This window comes from Cohnella candidum (assembly GCF_003713065.1).
GTDB classification, from domain to species: Bacteria; Bacillota; Bacilli; order Paenibacillales; family Paenibacillaceae; genus Cohnella; species Cohnella candidum.
Genome location: NZ_CP033433.1, coordinates 751,613 through 768,397 on the forward strand (window position 1 = coordinate 751,613; position 16,785 = coordinate 768,397).

Below are 16,785 nucleotides of genomic sequence, written 5' to 3' on the forward strand. Positions count from 1 at the left end.
ACATGGCAGGAAAATCGGAACAACTGCTCAAAACGGTCGTAGCCGGAGCCGAGGATAAGAAAGCCCACGATCTCGTGGCGCTTGATTTGCAAGGCATTTCGCTCGTCGCGGACTATTTCGTCATTTGCCACGGCAATTCCGATACGCAGGTGCTGGCGATCGCGACGGAAATCCGCAAACGCGCGGAGGAAGGCGGCTTCCGGGTCCGCTTGGAAGGCATGGATACGGCCCGCTGGGTATTGATCGACATGGGAGACGTCGTCGCGCACGTGTTCCATAAGGACGAACGCGAGTACTATCATCTCGAGCGTCTGTGGTCCGACGCGAAGGCCGTGGAAACCGTATGACGCTCCAAGCCGGCACGACCGAGCGCTTGAAGGTCCGCAGGGAGACGCCTCCCTACGGCTGGTTCGTCGGCGAAGGGGACGAAGGCGGCGCGGAAATTCTTTTTCCTTACGGAGAAGCGGTCGTCAGCCGTCCCCAGCCGGGCGACGAGACGGAGCTCTTCCTGTTCCATGACGACAAAGGGCGGCTGACCGCCACGCAGCGGAAACCGCTCATTCAACTGGGCGAAATGGCCCGTCTCGCCGTGGCCGACTTTCACCCCCGCTTCGGCTACTTCCTCGAAATGGGCATCGGCCGCCAGCTGCTGCTTCCTCTCAAGGAACTGCCGGAAGAACGGAAAAACGCGTGGCCGCAAACGGGAGACGAGCTGCACGTCGTCATGAAGCACGACAAGGAAGGCCGCATGCTCGCCCGCTTGGCCAAGGTGGACGATTTCGCGGACGCGGCCATTCGGGCACCCGGCGTTTGGAAAAACGAGTGGAAGGAAGCCTGGGTGACCGACGTTTTCCGCGACGGCGCTTTCGCCTTGGTGGAAGGCGGCGTTATCGGTTACGGAGCGCTCGGGTACGTGCATGAATCCGCCATGGCGGGAACGCTTCGGATCGGCCAGAAATTCAAGGCGAGAGTGGCCCAGGTGCGGGATGACGGCCGGGTGACGCTCACGATGAAGCAGCCGAAAGAAACGGGCCGGCTGGAGGACGCCGACCGGATTTTGGCGTTTCTGAAGGAAAGGCCGGGCGGTGGCATGCCGTATTCCGACGAGACGCCCGCGGACATTATCCAGAAGCGTTTCGACTTAAGCAAGTCGGCTTTTAAACGCGCGCTCGGCAAACTGATGAAAGAAGGACTCGTGATCCAGAAAGCGAGTTGGACCTATTTGAAGGACCGTCCCGAGGGAGCGGCCGAAAGCCCGTCCGGGCAGCCGGATCGGGAGGACGTGTGACGTTTCTCCGGTAACATCCGAGAACGACAGATGGAAAGGGGGAGACAGCATGCGTTCCTATCGGGAATTCGCTTCCGTGTATGACCGGCTGATGGAAGAGATGCCTTACGCGGAATGGCTCATATTCGCGAGGCGGTGCTTCGAAAAGTACGGCATGCCGAAGTCGGTCGTCGATCTCGGCTGCGGGACGGGTAACATTTCGATTCCGCTGGCCAAATCCGGCTTCGAGGTATTCGGCATCGACCTGTCGTCCGACATGCTGGCCATCGCGCGCAGCAAGTGGGACGAGCCGCCCTCCTCCATCGGCACGGGCGGCGGCGCGGGATCCATTCGCTGGCTGCAGCAAGACATGCGCGACTGGGATTTGCCGAGGCCGGTCGATGCCGTCATCAGCTTCTGCGACTGTTTGAACTATTTGACCGAGCCGGAGGACGTCGTGAGTACGCTTCGCCAAACGTACGCCGGACTCGCGCCGGGCGGACTGTTCGTATTCGACGTGCATGCGCCGCGGACGCTCGAGAAATACGCCGAGGAACAGCCCTTCGTATACGACGAGAAAGACGTCGCGTATTTGTGGACTTCGGAATACGATGCGGAAGACCGGATCATCCGCCACGACCTCACCTTCTTCGTGCGGGACGAGTCGGCGGGAGGTGCCGCATCGGGCCTTTACCGGAGGTTTACCGAGTCGCATGCCCAGCGGGCTTACGACCCGGAGTGGATCGCGGAGCGGCTGAAAGCCGCCGGCTTCGAGCTGCTTCATCGGAGCGCCGATTTCGAGTGGGACGCCCCGAGCGAGGATTCGGAAAGACTGTTTTACGTCGCGAGGAAGCCGAAATGAAGATCATAGATCCGTAAAATCAACAAAGCGGTTCCTCCTGCGTGCAGGGGGAGCCGCTTTTCGCGAACAACGCGGTACGGGAATTTGACGAACGAATACAGCCGGTCAGGACGCCGATCTGAACGTGAAACAAGCACCGCCCCAGTCCGAATCTCGATATTCGATCACCCCGCCTATCCGATCCGCGATTTGTCTGCAGATCGTCAAACCGAGGCCGGTTCCCCCGCCCGGGCCTTTGAAGAATCGAGAAAAAACGGCTTCTCTTAGTGGCTCGGGAACCCCTTCCCCGTCATCCTCCACACGGATCGCCCATACGCCATGCCTGTCCTCCACGGTAACCCTCGCTTGGCTTTGGGCATGGCGAACGGCGTTGTGGAGCAGATTGATCATGACTTGGAAAACCTGTTCTTGAGGCAAATCGATTTCCGGCATTTCCGGACCTGCGACAGATACGGTTACGTTTCTTTCGGCAGCGTAAGGAGCGATGATTTCCACCGTTCGTTCTGTCAACTCCCGCAAATTGACCGGAGTTGCCGGCCACTCTTCGCTCACTTGATCTAACTGGGCCATCTCCAGCAGTTTCTCCACCATTTGGATGAGTCGGTTAGATTCGTTTTGGATAACGGAAAGGGCTTGCTCCTGCGGAATGACCTGGTCTTGGATCGCCAGCGCGTATCCCTGGATGGACATGAGCGGCGTGCGAAGCTCGTGGGATACGCGGTGCAAAAATTCGGACTGTTGATCATGATGGTTCCGGATCCGGACGGCCATGGCCCGAAACGTATGAATCAGCTGCCCGATTTCCGAATCCGATTCGCTGGGCGGAATGGCGTTTGCATCTCCGTAGGGCTGAAACTCTCCGACCATCCGCCGTAGTTTCAGCAGGGGACGCGTCGTATTCCAAACGAACAGCATCCCGATCATGAAAATGAACAGGGAACCCGCAGCCAAAGCGATGGCGGTGACCCCGATCCATTGCCGATTGAAACCTCTGAGATCCTCGATGTGGGTAAAGAGCATGAGCCTCGTTTTGGGGCTGTCGATATCCTCTACCGTATAGAGCCATTCGGCTCCTTCCGTGCGGATCTTGCCGGTCGTTCCGCTCTGGCCGGCGGCGGGTACCGAACCGATCCAGGAAGGGATGCTGGAGGCGACGACTTTATTTTTGGCGTCCAGCACGGCGTATTCGGCGGCGAACAGATGGTCTTTGAAACGCAGATCGAGCGCCGCGTCGTCCAGGTCCGCGATTTGTCCGCCGTTCAAAACTTCCAGAGCTTTTTCCATCTGCAGTTCGAGCTGGGTGACGGCCTGGTCGCGAAGGAGATCCGCTGTAGACCTGTAGAATAAGAAAATCGTTACCGCGATGGAAAAAAACATGACAAGGGCCAATGAAAGGAATAAGCGTCCCCGAATCGTTTTCATCCGTTTTTTACCTTGGCTTTGTATCCGAAGCTCCACACCGTCTCGATGGTTACGGTCGAGCCTGCTTCGGCCAATTTTCGGCGAAGACGCCTGACCAAATCGTCCACCGCGCGTACATCGCCTACGAAGTCGTATTGCCACACCTGCCGGATGAGCTGCTCACGTCCGAAGGGCCGATCGGGGTGCGACAGCAAATACGAAAACAAATCGTATTCCCTTGCCGTCAAGGATAATTCGCTTCCGGCGACTTCGACGCGGCGGTAGTCCCGAAACACGGCTGCGTTGCCCCTTCGGAGGGCAGGGCTCGGCTCTTCCGGGTATTGGAATGTTGGGTTGGACGCAACGAGCCGGAGGAGGGATTTGACCCGGCCGACCAGTTCGCGCGGGTTAAAAGGCTTGGCCAAAAAATCGTTGCAGCCCAGCTCCAGTCCGATGATACGGTCGGTTTCGGCTCCCTTGGCGGAAATCATGACGATAGGCATTTCCGTGAAAGTACGCAGCTCCGTCAATAAGGCGAGCCCGTTTGCGCCGGGCATCATAATGTCGAGGACCAAAGCGTCCGGATGGTGCTGCCGGATGAATTCCGTCAGTCCATTGCCGTCGGCGAACGAGGACACTTGAAAGCCTTCCTTGCGCATGTACTCCGAAATCAAATTCAAAATCGGCAAATCATCGTCAACCACGGTAATATGGGGCATGTCCATTCCTCCGGTGATGCGAGTCGCTGTACTCCCATCCTAGCAAAACAAACGACCCGAAGCGAGACGGCTGTCTTCTCGCTTCGGGCGGGTATGTCGTTTTGGCGGTTACTTCTTGGTGGAAGGCTTAGCAACAGATTTTTTCACGTGTTTCACGATTTTGTGTTTCGTTTTCTTCGTTTTTTTCACCGGATGCTTCACGACCTTGCCGGTCGGCGCCGACTTGGTGGTAACCTTGACGGCTGCAGTATGGGTCGCGGTTGTCTTCGCGGGGGCAGCGGCGAAGGCGCTGCTTGCACCCGTGATCAGCAGAACCGCGGTCGTTGCGGCAATCAGGCTCTTGGACATTTTCTTCATGTGGAGTGCTCCTCTCTGAATGGGGTACGTGAAAATCGTAACTCGCAAATTTGGGACAGGTGCTTCACAATTATGTAAAAAGTATGGGAAATAACGGGCGGCCGGAACATCCGCCGGCCGGAAGGGCGAACCTTGACATCTTTTGCATCGGATCGCTATAATCAGGGCATATCTGTTTGGCTTTGATAAGGAGTAGTAGTCCTTGTACGCGTCCCTCAGAGAGCCGGGTTTGGTGGAAGCCGGCGGACCGTGCAGACGAACTCGCCTTGGAGCCTCCGCACCAACCGGACTCGATGCCGTCCGAGAACTGCGGCGTTTCCCCTCGTTACGGGGATCAAGGGGGCGGATTCCCAAGCAGGGAGACGCCAACTAGGGTGGTACCGCGGGATTTTAATCTCCCGTCCCTAGCGACATTCGCTGGGGGCGGGAGTTTTTGTTTTCCATGCGGACTTCAACTAAAGGAGATTCGACCGGCATGAGCCAAGAAAACCAGCAAGGCTACAAACCGCAGACGATCGAGCCCAAGTGGCAGAAGTATTGGGACGAGAACAAGACGTTCCGCACGACGGAAGATCCGGGCAAAAAGAAGTTTTACGCCCTCGACATGTTTCCGTATCCTTCGGGAGCGGGACTCCACGTCGGACACCCGGAAGGCTACACCGCGACCGACATCGTCAGCCGCTACAAGCGGATGAAGGGCTTCAACGTGCTGCACCCGATGGGGTGGGACGCATTCGGCTTGCCGGCCGAGCAATACGCCCTGCAGACGGGCCGCCATCCGCGCGACATCACGGTGGAGAACATCAACAACTTCCGCCGCCAGATCAAGTCGCTCGGCTTCTCCTATGACTGGGACCGCGAGTTCAGCACGACGGACCCGGACTACTACAAATGGACGCAATGGATTTTCATCCAGTTGTACAAGAAGGGCCTCGCCTACGTGGCGGAGGTGCCGGTCAACTGGTGTCCGGCTCTCGGCACGGTTCTCGCGAACGAGGAAGTCATCGACGGCCTCAGCGAACGCGGCGGCCATCCGGTCATTCGGAAGCCGATGCGTCAGTGGATGCTGAAAATCACCGAGTACGCCGAACGCCTGCTGGACGATCTCGAGGAGCTCGATTGGTCCGAGAGCATCAAGGACATGCAGCGCAACTGGATCGGCAAGTCGACGGGGGCGGAAGTTACTTTCGCCATCGATGGTCATGACGCATCGCTGACAGTATTCACGACGAGGCCGGATACGCTGTTCGGCGCGACGTACTGCGTGCTGGCGCCGGAGCATGAGCTCGTCGCCGCCATCGTATCCGCGGACCAGAAGGCGGCCGTCGAAGCTTACGTGGACCTGGCAGCCCGCAAAAGCGATCTGGAGCGGACCGATCTCGCGAAAGACAAAACGGGCGTGTTCACGGGCGCTTACGCGGTCAACCCGGTCAGCGGAGCCAAGGTGCCGATCTGGATCGCAGACTACGTGCTCAGCGGCTACGGAACGGGAGCCATCATGGCGGTGCCGGGCCACGACGAGCGCGACTGGGAGTTCGCGAAGAAGTTCGGGCTGCCGATCGTGGAAGTCGTGGCGGGCGGCAATGTCGAAGAAGCCGCGTTCACGGGAGACGGAGAGCATGTGAACTCCGATTTCCTGAACGGGCTTTCGACGCCTGACGCGATCGCGGCCATGATCGAATGGCTGGAGAAGGACGGCAGCGGCCGGGGCAAGGTGACCTACCGCTTGCGCGACTGGCTGTTCAGCCGCCAGCGTTACTGGGGGGAACCGATTCCGGTTCTTCACTTCGAGGACGGCACGATGGAGACGGTGCCGGAAGAGGAGCTTCCGCTGCTGCTGCCGGACGTGGACGCGATCGAGCCTTCCGGAACCGGAGAGTCGCCGCTCGCCAACGTCGAAGACTGGCTGTATGTGACCGATCCGCGAACCGGCCGCAAGGCGCGCCGCGAAACGAACACGATGCCGCAATGGGCCGGCAGCTGCTGGTACTACCTGCGGTTCATCGATCCGCATAACCACAAGGAAATTTGTTCGCCCGAGAAGCAGCGCGAGTGGCTGCCGGTCGACCTCTACATCGGCGGGGCGGAGCATGCGGTCCTTCACTTGCTGTACGCCCGTTTCTGGCACAAGGTGCTGTACGACATCGGGGTCGTCCAGACGAAGGAACCGTTCCACAAGCTGGTCAACCAGGGCATGATTTTGGGCACGAACAATGAGAAAATGTCCAAGTCGCGCGGCAACGTCATCAATCCGGACGACATCGTGAACGAATTCGGCGCGGATACGCTGCGGATGTACGAGATGTTCATGGGCCCGCTGGAGGCGACGAAGCCTTGGAACACGAACGGCGTCGAAGGCGTCTACCGGTTCCTCGCGCGCGTCTGGCGCCTGTTCGTGGACGACAGCGGCAAGCTGAGCGGGAAGATCCAGGACGTACCGGGCGACGAATCGTTCCGCAGAACCTGGCATAAAACGATCAAGAAGCTGACGGAAGACTACGAGGGGCTCCGTTTCAACACGGCGATCAGCCAGCTGATGATTTTCGTCAACGAGGCGTATAAGACCGAGACGCTGCCGAAGCAGGCGATGGAGCACTTCGTGCAAATGCTGTCCCCGATCGCTCCGCATATCACGGAAGAGCTGTGGGAGCGGCTCGGCCACCAAGGCTCGGTGTCGTATGTGCCGTGGCCGGCTTACGACCCGGCGCTGACCGTCGACGCGGAAGTGGAGATCGCGGTGCAGGTGAACGGCAAAATCGCCGACCGCGTCAACGTGGCGTCCGATTTGGACGAAGCGGGCATGCAGGAAACGGCGCTAGCCCTCGACAAAGTGAAAGCCTTGATCGAAGGCAAGACGGTACGCAAAGTCATCGCGGTGAAAGGAAAGCTCGTCAACATCGTCGCGAACTAACCAACCAGAAGGGCGGCCTCTCCGCGTCAACGGAGGGCCGCCCTCTTTTAATTTTCCAACGCTTCGCGGACTTTCTCCGCATCTTCCCGGAACTTCTCGTGCGTGACCTGGAAGACGGCGGGAAAGGCTCCGGCCGTGGCGTTTCGGAGCGTTTCCAGGGCCGCTGCGGTTATGCCTCCGGGCACGGACACGCGCTCCTGCAGCTGTTGAGTGGTGAAGCCGTGTTCGGTCAGCAGCCTGGCGGTTCCGAGCAGCATCTCGGCCGCCATGCAAGACGCGGTTTCGGGAGACATGCCCGCGTGCCGGACGGCCGCCTCGGCGAACTCGCCCAGCAGATAGGCGAAAAACGCCGGTCCGCAGCTGGACAGGTCCGACGCGGCGCGGACCTCGCGTTCCCGGATTTCGATCGGCCGGCTGATGGCCGAGAACAGCTCCGTCACGATGGCCCGGTCTTCCGGCGTAAGCCGGGTACCCCACATGACCAGGGAAGCTCCGGAACCGGTAGCGTTCACGATGCTGGGGACGATCTTCGCGACTTTGCAAGGCAGCCGTTCTTCCAACTGCTCCAGCATCACGGGGCTCGTAATGCTGATCGCGATCTGGCCGGGAAGCAAAACCGGGGCGATATCCGACAGGACGGACCGGAAGTCGGACGGTTTCACGCAGAGGAACAGCAGATCCGCGCCGATGGCGGCCTCGGCATTCGAGGATGCCGGACGCAAGCCGGGAAACCGCTGCGCCAACGCTTCGGCCTTTGAGCGGGTTCGGGTCGCGACGGTGACGTTTTCGGGACGCATCGCTCCGGCCTCCAGAAAAGCCCCGACCAGCAAGCTTCCCATGCTGCCCGCGCCGATGAAGCCGACTTTCATCCTCCGTCCCTCCTTTTTCCAACTCTTTTTCATCCCACTATATGTGAAAATAACGCGCGGCATGACGGCTTTTGGCCAGGACGAGCAAAAGGAGGCGAAAGACATGGCACCGAGGTTCGCGGATGGATCGGGGAAAAGCCGAAAAGGCTTGTACGGCGGGCTTGCGGCCGTTTCCGGAATCGCATTGCTGGCGTATTCCCTTGGAACGCATAAGGAATCGGGGATTCCCGGATGGCAGCCGGCGAATACCGCTTTGCAGGCGACGCTGGCTGAAGGGGAGGCTCCGGTTGAGGTCAGTAGAAAACCGACCGAGGAGCCGGCCGTTTCCCCTTCTATGCAGGCTTCACCTCCACCCGCGGCGGCGGGGTCGGGGGCGCCTTCTCCCCTGCCGGCCAATCCTGCGCCGCTCGACTTGAACCGCGCGACGGAATCGGAGCTGGACACCCTTCCCGGCATCGGACCGGCGAAAGCGAAGGCGATCGTCGCGTACCGCGACGATCGCAAAGGTTTTCGGTCGGTCGACGAGCTGCTTGAGGTCAAAGGAATCGGAGCGAAGCTGCTGGAGCGGATCCGTCCTCTTGTCACGCTATCCCCGGGCGCCGCGGGCGGAGGCTGACGCGCTTTACAAACGACGGAAATATGCGACAATGTTGATAAAAGGACAAGACCGGAGGTTGAGACGGCATGCCCGCATCCGTGCGCAAAGATTGGGACACTTATTTCATGGATATCGCCTTCATGGCTTCAACACGCTCCCGATGCCCCCGGCGCCATGTCGGCTCGGTGCTCGTCCAGGGGAAAAAGCTGCTTGGAACCGCCTATAACGGCGCTCCGATGGGCGTGCCGGACTGCTCGGAGGACGGCTGCATGATCGTGGAGGAGTTCGAGCCGGCTGCCGGCACGGAATCCCCCGGCGGCATCAAAGTGAAGCAGCGCTGCATCCGGACGATCCATGCGGAGCAGAACCTGCTCCTGTTTACAGACAGGATCGACCGCGAAGGCTCCGTCGTGTACGTGACCGACCAGCCTTGCTGGACCTGTGCCAACATGCTGGCCAACAGCGGCATCGTGGAAATCGTCTTTCACCGCGTGTACCCGAAAGACTACGACAAAGTGGCCGCGCTCATGAAGCAGCGGGGTATCGGGTTCCGCCAAATCGACGGCTACGTGCCGCCGCCGGATACCGAAGTGCAGGATGCCATATAAGAAGAGATGAGAGAGGAAGCACCTCCTCCGCCGGATCGGCGGGGGAGGTTTTTTCGTATGAAGGAGGAGGGGATCTCATGAACCGGAGGCCGCTTGTCGTTTTCGCTTGCTTCTGGCTGTTCGGCGCTTCCGTTCCTTCCCTGTGGCAAGGGCTTGAGGTGACGGCGGCGTGCGGCTCCGCCGCTCTCCTCTTAGGCGGAAGTTGGTTCTCCGGGCGTCTATCCGGCAGATTGGCGTGCGTGAGCGCCATGGCGATGCTGCTCGCTTTCGGCGAACGCGCTTGGGTGGATCATGCCGCCCAATCGGAGCTTACGAGTCGATGGTCGGCGAATGGCGTACCCGAACAAACTTCTTTGGAGGGGGCTATCGCTTCGCCGCCCGAGGTGGATGGAGATACGGCGACGTTTCGGCTGGCAGCTCGAAGGTTGGAGGAAGGAGAGTCCACTGGCATCGCGATTCACGAAACGGTGATGGTCAGAGTCAAATTGAAGGCGAAGCCGGAGCAGGAAACGGCAGGGCTCTGGAAACGAGGCGACCGGGTGCGGGTGACTGGGGCGCCCGAGCAGCCGGGCGACGCCGGCAATATCGGCTCGTTCGACTATCGCCGTTACTTGGAGCGCCAAGGGGTTTATTGGCAATGGTCGGTTCAGGGTGCGGAGTCCGTACAAACGGCGGAGGGAACCGTCTCTTGGACGACTGTCCCGCTGCGGAAGATCGACGAGCTTCGAGCCCGGATCGGCCGGCTCATGGGTGAGCTTTACCCCGGCCGAGATGCGGGATACATGAAGGGGTTGGTCGTCGGCATCACGGACGAGATCGACCCGGCGCAGTACGACAGCTTTTCGAGACTGGGACTGACGCACGTGCTCGCCATTTCCGGACTTCATGTCGCGGTGGTCGTGTTCGTTCTGCTTCGCCTGGGCGCCGTTTGCCGGCTGACGAGGGAGCGTTCGATCGACATCGCGTTCGCCGCCATGCCCTTCTACATGCTCGTGACGGGAGCTTCTCCATCCGCGGTCCGCGCCTGCCTCATGGCGATGATCGCGCTCGCCTTGGCGAGGCGGAACCGTCTGAAGGACGGCTTGCATTTGCTGGCGGCCGCGGCGATCCTCATGACGGCTTGGAACCCCCGCGTCGTGGAAGACGTGAGCTTCCAGCTTTCCTTCGCGGTTACCGCCGGGCTGCTCCTGGCGACGTCCTCCGTATCGACTGCGCTGGGCGGCGTTCGTCCCCGGTTCCTTCGCGACGCCTTGGCGGTAGGCATCACGGCCCAAGCGATTTCGTTTCCGCTGACCGTCTATTATTTTCACGGCATGCATCTACTGTCGCTGCCCGCCAATCTTCTTCTCGTTCCGTTCATCAGCTTCGCCGTCCTGCCGCTGGGCATGGCTTCCGTCGTGCTGGGAGCGGCATGGCTGCCGCTTGGCGCCGTGCCGGCGACATTGGCTTCCTACGGCAACCGGATCACCTTTGGAATCGTCGAATACCTGAACCGTGCCGAATCTCTGAAAACGGTATGGCCGCAGCCGTCCCTCATATGGGTTGCCGCCGCGTACATATTGATCGGGTTGACGGTTTGGCGAATGCGTGTGCGGGAGGCTGTCCGGCGAGAGCCTGAGACTTTTAGCGGGGCTGAGGAAGATTCGACGGTTCCCCTGGAAGATCCGACGCTTCTTATAGAAGACGAGGAGATTTCCGCTCCACCCCGTTGGCGGCGCGTGGCGGCTGGGGGTGCCGTCTTGCTCGTATGGGCGGGATGGCTGATATGGGGGTACCAGCCGTGGTTTCTCGACCGGAATGCCTACGTGGAGTTTCTGGACGTGGGACAGGGGGACGGGATTTTGGTCAGAACCGGCGCCGGACGGCATTTGCTCATCGACGCGGGAGGCACGGTTGTGTTCCGCAAGCCCGGAGACGAATGGAGGGAGAAGCGGGATCCGTACGAAGTGGGCCGTAAGCTGCTCGTTCCGCTGCTGAAGCAGCGCGGGGTGAGGACGCTGGACGCGCTCGTGCTGACGCATCTCGACGCGGACCATATCGGAGGGGCGGAAGCGGTCTTGCGGGAAGTGCCCGTCCGGGCGCTCATTTGGAACGGGACTTGGAAAAAGAACGCGGGCACGGAACGGCTGTTCCGCGAGGCCGAGCGGCGGGGAATCCCGGTTTACGCGGCCCGCGCCGGCATGGAGTGGACGCTCGATGAGTCCGCCTCTTTGAATGTGCTGTTTCCTTCGCCTTCTGCCTCGGCTGCAGGGGATGCCGTTCCGGCCGCTTTGCCCCTTCTCGACAAACAAAACGAAAACAGCGTCGTGCTGATGCTGAACTTGTACGGCAGAAGATTTCTGCTCACGGGGGATGTCGAAGCGCCGGGAGAAGCCGCGATTTTACGAGGGGAATCATCCGGCAATCCCAACCCCTTGGCTCCCGTTGACGTCATGAAAGCCGGGCACCATGGAAGCAAGACTTCCACGACGCCGGAGTGGGTAGCCAGGTGGAAGCCGGCGGAAACCGTCATCTCTGTCGGCCGAAAAAACCTGTACGGCCACCCGAACGCCGATGTCATCGCCCGATTGTCGGCTTCGGGTTCCGCCTTGTTTCGCACGGACAGGAACGGCGAAATCCGTTACCGCGTAACGCCGGGCGGCGTTCTTTGGCGTCAGGTGAAGAGGGTGTCGGCAGAAACCAACATACGGCAAGGGACATAGGGCTGTGCGCCAAGCTTTGTTTTTGCTAGACTTAGAGTATTGTTCCGCGACGAACGGAAAAGGTTTTTCCGGTGCGGTGCAACCTTTCGGCAAACGCCGACGTCTGAGAGGTTGCAGGGGAGGAGAGGATCTTCTGTGGTGGAGCCGGCGCTGATTAAGGCCGCGCAAGCGGGCGACCGGGAGGCACTCGTTTCGCTGCTCCGCGAGATCGAGCACCAAGTTTACCGAACGGCTTATTATTTGCTCAACCACGAGCAGGATGCGCTGGACGCGGCGCAAGAGGCTCTGATTCGGATTTACACGAAAATCGGATCCTACGAGGAGAAAGCCCAATTTAAAACTTGGGTGCAGCGGATCGTGACGAACATTTGCATAGACAAGTTCCGCCGCAAACGGCCGTCCGTGTCGATTGACGAGCACGAGCTGGTTTTCCATTCCGCGGATGACGTGGAAGGAGAAGTGCTGTCGGCATACGCGGCCGAAGAAATCCGAGAGGCCATCGGCAAGCTGCCCGACCACCATCGGTCCGTCGTCGTTCTCCGGTATCTTCAAGACTTTTCCTATAATGAAATCGCCGATTCGTTGGGTCTTCCGCTCAATACGGTGAAATCCTATTTATTCCGGGCCCGGCAGCAATTGCAGGTTCTGCTTCATGATTATCAGAAAGGGGGTGTCCGCGGATGAACTGCGAAGAGGTGATGGAACTGATGCAGCGTCATGTCGATGAAGACCTGAACGAGCAGGAAACGTCTCTCCTGCTGGATCATGTCGGACATTGCCCGGATTGCGCAGCCATGCTGGAGCGGCTGGTCTCGCTGTCGAAAGGCTTGGAACAGCTGCCCCGAGTCGTACCTCCGTACAGTCTGGTGGACGCCATATTGCCCCAGCTCGGCCAATGGGACGCCGCAGCCGCGGAATCCGCGCCGCTTGCGCCGAGAGGACGGCGGACGCCTCGGGTTCGCAGCGCCTGGATCGCCAGAATATCCGGCGTCGTCGCCGTTGGCGTCGTCGTCGGCCTGTTGCTCGTGAACGGGCCGTTCTCCGGAAAGATGGGCAGCAGCCAGCAAGATGCGGCGTTCGCGCCGAAATCCGCCGCGGGTTCCGAAGCGGCAAAAGACGTGACGTCGGACGCGCTGGCTATTGGCGGAACGGATCAATCGGCGCCGGCAGCTCAGGCTTCGCCTGCGGCTTCCGCGGAGCCGCGTCTGTTCAATAAAGAGCTGGCGACGGGAGCCGGTAAGTCGGAGCCCACGGAAGGCGGGAAGGCCGGGGCTGACGGACCGGAGTCGGCTCCGGAGGTATCGGCGACTTCCGATCAAATTGCGTCTGCTAGCTCTTCTCCCGCGAACGGCAACGTGAATAAAGGGTTAACGGCGAATCCGACCGACACGCCGTCCGAGCCGCCCGTCATCTCGATGGGAATCGCGCCGGCAGCGAAGGAAGAATCCGTCTCCCCCGATGGCCGTTTGAAAGCCGTCGTCACGATGGAAGGCTCGCTGAAGCTTTTCAACGCCGCGGACGGCACGCCGGTTTACGAACCCGCACCCGACCAGGGCAAACGAAGCGGCTTGGTGTGGAGCGAGGACAGCAAGGTCCTTTACTACGATTTAACCGACGCCGACGGCACAACGACACCGATGTATTTGCAAATTTCGGATTGGAAAGAAACGGCGCGTTGACCCATTGTCACGTTTTGCATGCGCGATGCGTATGCTGTACCGATGGTGTCGACGCCGTCCGAAGGACGTCGTCACGGTCGTTCGCGCACGGTTCCATGGGCCGGCCGGCGAACGTTGATATAGATGTCCGAGGGCAAAGGGATCGCGTCCGAGAGGCGTGATCTCTTTGTCGTTTGTACATAGGAGCGATGGATGTGGAGGCTTTGAAATGGAATCAAGACAAGCGTTTCGCGAGCTGAGGGAAGGCAAAACCCGTCCTTTTTACGTCTGTTACGGCACGGAGACCTATTTAATGAACGAGTTCGCCGAGCGCCTGACTGAGCGGTTGACCGAGCCCGAACACCGGGACATGGCGATCGTCCGTTTCGACACGGCCGAGACGCCGCTGGACGCGGTCATCGACGAGGCGGAGACGCTTCCTTTTTTGGTGCCTCATAAAATCGTGCTCGTCCGGGACAGCGTCCTGTTCGCATCGGGCAAAGAATCGGCGAAAATCGAACACCGTCCGGAAAGGCTGGCCGCTTATTTGGCGCAGCCGCTCGAAACGACGGTTCTCGTGTTTATTGTGCCGCACGAGAAGCTCGATGAACGGAAGAAGCTCGTAAAATCGGCGAAAGCGGCCGATGCAGCGGTGAATTTCGCTCCGATGTCCGCGGAAGATCTGCTGCAATGGGTCGCCAGAAGGGCGGAGAAGCAAGGCCGGAAGATGGCCTCCGAAGCCGTCGAGGAGTTGCTGCGGAGAGCCGGCACGGACATGCACGTGCTGGCCGCGGAAACGGATAAATTGTGCCTCCATGCGGGCGAGGGCGGAACCGTGACGGCCGTTTCCGTCGCCGAACTGGTCCCCGCTGCTTCCGAGCAGAACGTGTTCAAGCTGACGGAAGAGCTGGCCGCGCTGCGGACCGATAAGGTGATCGCGCTGTATCACGATTTGCTGAAGCAGCGGGAGGAGCCGATCAAGCTGATGGCGCTGCTCGTGCGGCAGTTCCGCAACATGCTTTTCGTCAAAGAACTGGGCGGGCAAGGCTATTCGCCGCAGCAGATGGCCGGCCAGCTGGGCCTTCACCCGTACGCGGTCAAGATCACGTCCGAGCAAGCGCGGAAATTCAGTTCGGAACGGCTGGCCAAGCTGTTGTCCGAACTGGCCGATCTGGATTTCGCGATGAAGACGGGGCAGGTAGACAAATCGCTCGGCCTGGAGCTGTTCCTGCTCCGCACGGCATCCGCGGGTGCCGGCTGATTCGCCATCTTTGTCCGCTTTAAGCCCGATCAAACGCCAAAAAAGCCTCCAACCGCTCGGAAGTGGTTGAAGGCTTTTTTCGGGTCTTGCTCTTGGGCTTTCAGCTTATCGTCAAGCACGAGGGCGAATCGGCCTTAGCGGCGGATTAGCCTTGTGCGGACAGTGCGTTCAGCTTCTTGGCAAGGCGGGACTTTTTGCGGGCAGCTGCATTTTTGTGAATGAGGCCTTTGGTCACCGCTTTATCCAATTTCTTCTGAGCCAGTACCAGCGCGTCTTTCGCCACATTTACGTCCGTGCCGGCGACAGCAGCGTCTGCTTGCTTAACGGCCGTACGAAGGGCGGATTTTTGCGAAGCGTTGCGCAGGCGGCGTTTTTCGCTCGTTTTGGTCCGTTTGATGGCGGATTTAATGTTCGGCATTCTTTTCACCTCCTGAAAAAACAAGAGTATTTCTCCACACAACTTGTAACATTCTATCATGCAAGGGGGTAAAACGCAAGCTGAATTCCCCTCTCCCATCCGCATCCGAAAGGGGCTTTCCGTACCCGATGACCATCGATTTGAGCAAGTATCAAGTTCGGACCGATCTGGCCCTGGAGGCTCAGGAAATGGCGGCGCTCGGCAGCCAAATCCCGGGCGTATGGAACGAGTCGACGAACGACGGTGGGATCTTGGTCACGCGCATGCACATCCAGACGGACGAAGGCGCGCGGAGGATCGGCAAAATGCCGGGGCACTACGTGACGATCGAGGTTCCCGAGCTTCGCAAAGGCGATACCGAATTGCAGGACCGGGTGGCGACGTCGTTCGCCCGTGAATTCGAGGCGTTTCTGACCCGAGTCGGCGTGCAACCGAACGGGAGCGTGCTCATCGCGGGACTCGGCAACTGGAACGTGACGCCGGACGCGCTCGGTCCTCTGGTCGTGGAAAACGTCATGGTGACCCGCCACTATTTCGAGTTGATGCCAGGAGACGTTTCTCCGGGATACCGTCCCGTCAGCGCCATAGCGCCTGGAGTGATGGGCACGACGGGGATCGAGTCGAGCGACATCATTTCGGGCATCGTAGAGAAGTCTAAACCCGATCTCATCATCGCCGTCGACGCCCTGGCCGCCAAATCGCTCGACCGCGTGAACACGACGATCCAAATCGCGGATACCGGCATCCACCCCGGCTCCGGCATCGGCAACAAAAGGCGCGGGCTCACGCGGGAGATACTTGGCGTGCCCGTCATCGCCATCGGCGTTCCCACAGTCGTCTATGCCTCCACGATCGTGAGCAATACGATGGACATGGTGTTCGAGCACATGAAGCGGCAAACCAGCAATACCCAGCCGTTGTTCGGCGTGTTCGGCACGATGCAGGAACAGGAAAGGCTCCAGCTCGTACGCGAGGTGCTGCAGCCGCTCGGCCACGACCTGCTCGTGACGCCGAAGGAAATCGACATGTTCATGGAAGACATCGCGAACATCATCGCCAGCGGCCTGAACGCCGCACTCCACGAAGCCGTCGACACGCACAACGTAGCCGCCTATACGCACTAACGCGCCATCGCCTTCCCCGATAACCCCCGC

The 16,785-nt window shown here is 60.0% G+C and carries 16 protein-coding genes and 1 other annotated feature; of the genes, 11 read left to right on the top strand and 5 right to left on the bottom strand.

What is annotated here, in order from left to right; translation table 11 throughout:
• Positions 1 to 2: 2 nt before the first annotated feature.
• Genes rsfS through EAV92_RS03420 form a run of 3 tightly spaced genes read left to right on the top strand, consistent with a single transcriptional unit; the run spans position 3 to position 2,129 of the window.
• Positions 3 to 347, top strand: a complete 345-nt coding sequence (gene rsfS / locus EAV92_RS03410) for a ribosome silencing factor (protein WP_123039765.1) — start codon at positions 3 to 5, stop codon at positions 345 to 347.
• Positions 344 to 1,288: a CvfB family protein gene (locus EAV92_RS03415; protein WP_123039766.1), complete on the top strand. Its 945-nt coding sequence runs from the start codon at positions 344 to 346 to the stop codon at positions 1,286 to 1,288. The genes rsfS and EAV92_RS03415 overlap by 4 nt, the downstream gene beginning before the upstream one ends.
• 49 nt (positions 1,289 to 1,337) lie before the next feature.
• Entirely contained in the window at positions 1,338 to 2,129 is a 792-nt protein-coding gene (locus EAV92_RS03420) for a class I SAM-dependent DNA methyltransferase (protein WP_123039767.1), read from the top strand.
• Positions 2,130 to 2,234: 105 nt separating this feature from the next.
• Here EAV92_RS03420 and EAV92_RS03425 read toward each other — a convergent pair whose 3' ends face one another.
• From EAV92_RS03425 to EAV92_RS03435, 3 genes are all read right to left on the bottom strand, one after another.
• Positions 2,235 to 3,551 (bottom strand): HAMP domain-containing sensor histidine kinase, encoded by a 1,317-nt coding sequence (locus tag EAV92_RS03425; protein ID WP_123039768.1) that lies wholly within the window; start codon positions 3,549 to 3,551, stop codon positions 2,235 to 2,237.
• Positions 3,548 to 4,249, bottom strand: coding sequence for a response regulator transcription factor (locus EAV92_RS03430; protein WP_123039769.1), 702 nt, complete (start codon positions 4,247 to 4,249; stop codon positions 3,548 to 3,550). Before EAV92_RS03430 ends, EAV92_RS03425 begins: the two co-directional genes overlap by 4 nt.
• A 108-nt stretch (positions 4,250 to 4,357) precedes the next feature.
• Entirely contained in the window at positions 4,358 to 4,606 is a 249-nt protein-coding gene (locus EAV92_RS03435; protein ID WP_123039770.1) for a hypothetical protein, read from the bottom strand.
• Positions 4,607 to 4,779: 173 nt separating this feature from the next.
• Positions 4,780 to 5,015: a binding site (T-box leader), on the top strand.
• A gap of 66 nt (positions 5,016 to 5,081) precedes the next feature.
• Between EAV92_RS03435 and leuS the strand changes: the two genes are divergently transcribed.
• Positions 5,082 to 7,517 (top strand): leucine--tRNA ligase, encoded by a 2,436-nt coding sequence (gene leuS / locus EAV92_RS03440; protein ID WP_123039771.1) that lies wholly within the window; start codon positions 5,082 to 5,084, stop codon positions 7,515 to 7,517.
• A gap of 47 nt (positions 7,518 to 7,564) precedes the next feature.
• Here leuS and comER read toward each other — a convergent pair whose 3' ends face one another.
• Positions 7,565 to 8,386: a late competence protein ComER gene (comER, locus tag EAV92_RS03445; RefSeq protein WP_123039772.1), complete on the bottom strand. Its 822-nt coding sequence runs from the start codon at positions 8,384 to 8,386 to the stop codon at positions 7,565 to 7,567.
• A 103-nt stretch (positions 8,387 to 8,489) separates the two neighbouring features.
• Here comER and EAV92_RS03450 point away from each other — a divergent pair, with 103 nt between their 5' ends.
• The 6 genes from EAV92_RS03450 to holA all read left to right on the top strand — a co-directional run bounded on the left by EAV92_RS03450 (position 8,490) and on the right by holA (position 15,213).
• Entirely contained in the window at positions 8,490 to 9,002 is a 513-nt protein-coding gene (locus EAV92_RS03450) for a ComEA family DNA-binding protein (protein ID WP_123039773.1), read from the top strand.
• Between the two features lie 68 nt (positions 9,003 to 9,070).
• Positions 9,071 to 9,592 (top strand): deoxycytidylate deaminase, encoded by a 522-nt coding sequence (locus EAV92_RS03455; RefSeq protein WP_123039774.1) that lies wholly within the window; start codon positions 9,071 to 9,073, stop codon positions 9,590 to 9,592.
• A gap of 77 nt (positions 9,593 to 9,669) precedes the next feature.
• A complete protein-coding gene (locus EAV92_RS03460; RefSeq protein ID WP_123039775.1) occupies positions 9,670 to 12,294 on the top strand; it encodes a DNA internalization-related competence protein ComEC/Rec2 in 2,625 nt (874 codons plus the stop codon).
• 135 nt (positions 12,295 to 12,429) lie between these two features.
• Positions 12,430 to 12,978 carry an RNA polymerase sigma factor gene (locus tag EAV92_RS03465; protein WP_123039776.1) on the top strand — a complete coding sequence of 183 codons (549 nt, stop codon included), beginning with the start codon at positions 12,430 to 12,432 and terminating at the stop codon, positions 12,976 to 12,978.
• Complete coding sequence (locus tag EAV92_RS03470; protein WP_123039777.1) at positions 12,975 to 13,973, top strand: anti-sigma factor family protein; 999 nt, start codon at positions 12,975 to 12,977, stop codon at positions 13,971 to 13,973. Before EAV92_RS03465 ends, EAV92_RS03470 begins: the two co-directional genes overlap by 4 nt.
• A 208-nt stretch (positions 13,974 to 14,181) precedes the next feature.
• Positions 14,182 to 15,213 carry a DNA polymerase III subunit delta gene (gene holA, locus EAV92_RS03475; RefSeq protein WP_123039778.1) on the top strand — a complete coding sequence of 344 codons (1,032 nt, stop codon included), beginning with the start codon at positions 14,182 to 14,184 and terminating at the stop codon, positions 15,211 to 15,213.
• Between the two features lie 145 nt (positions 15,214 to 15,358).
• Here holA and rpsT read toward each other — a convergent pair whose 3' ends face one another.
• Complete coding sequence (gene rpsT / locus EAV92_RS03480; protein ID WP_123039779.1) at positions 15,359 to 15,631, bottom strand: 30S ribosomal protein S20; 273 nt, start codon at positions 15,629 to 15,631, stop codon at positions 15,359 to 15,361.
• A 128-nt stretch (positions 15,632 to 15,759) separates the two neighbouring features.
• On the opposite strand from rpsT, the gene gpr reads away from it, so the two are divergent.
• Positions 15,760 to 16,755, top strand: a complete 996-nt coding sequence (gene gpr / locus EAV92_RS03485; protein ID WP_123039780.1) for a GPR endopeptidase — start codon at positions 15,760 to 15,762, stop codon at positions 16,753 to 16,755.
• The last annotated feature ends 30 nt before the right edge of the window (positions 16,756 to 16,785 follow it).

Bases quoted from the DNA above. Each gene is read 5' to 3' on its own strand.
- rsfS (WP_123039765.1), top strand. From the start codon at position 3: ATGGCAGGAAAATCGGAACAACTGCTCAAAACGGTCGTAGCCGGAGCC.
- EAV92_RS03415 (WP_123039766.1), top strand. From the start codon at position 344: ATGACGCTCCAAGCCGGCACGACCGAGCGCTTGAAGGTCCGCAGGGAG.
- EAV92_RS03420 (WP_123039767.1), top strand. From the start codon at position 1,338: ATGCGTTCCTATCGGGAATTCGCTTCCGTGTATGACCGGCTGATGGAA.
- EAV92_RS03425 (WP_123039768.1), bottom strand. From the start codon at position 3,551: ATGAAAACGATTCGGGGACGCTTATTCCTTTCATTGGCCCTTGTCATG.
- EAV92_RS03430 (WP_123039769.1), bottom strand. From the start codon at position 4,249: ATGCCCCATATTACCGTGGTTGACGATGATTTGCCGATTTTGAATTTG.
- EAV92_RS03435 (WP_123039770.1), bottom strand. From the start codon at position 4,606: ATGAAGAAAATGTCCAAGAGCCTGATTGCCGCAACGACCGCGGTTCTG.
- leuS (WP_123039771.1), top strand. From the start codon at position 5,082: ATGAGCCAAGAAAACCAGCAAGGCTACAAACCGCAGACGATCGAGCCC.
- comER (WP_123039772.1), bottom strand. From the start codon at position 8,386: ATGAAAGTCGGCTTCATCGGCGCGGGCAGCATGGGAAGCTTGCTGGTC.
- EAV92_RS03450 (WP_123039773.1), top strand. From the start codon at position 8,490: ATGGCACCGAGGTTCGCGGATGGATCGGGGAAAAGCCGAAAAGGCTTG.
- EAV92_RS03455 (WP_123039774.1), top strand. From the start codon at position 9,071: ATGCCCGCATCCGTGCGCAAAGATTGGGACACTTATTTCATGGATATC.
- EAV92_RS03460 (WP_123039775.1), top strand. From the start codon at position 9,670: ATGAACCGGAGGCCGCTTGTCGTTTTCGCTTGCTTCTGGCTGTTCGGC.
- EAV92_RS03470 (WP_123039777.1), top strand. From the start codon at position 12,975: ATGAACTGCGAAGAGGTGATGGAACTGATGCAGCGTCATGTCGATGAA.
- holA (WP_123039778.1), top strand. From the start codon at position 14,182: ATGGAATCAAGACAAGCGTTTCGCGAGCTGAGGGAAGGCAAAACCCGT.
- rpsT (WP_123039779.1), bottom strand. From the start codon at position 15,631: ATGCCGAACATTAAATCCGCCATCAAACGGACCAAAACGAGCGAAAAA.
- gpr (WP_123039780.1), top strand. From the start codon at position 15,760: ATGACCATCGATTTGAGCAAGTATCAAGTTCGGACCGATCTGGCCCTG.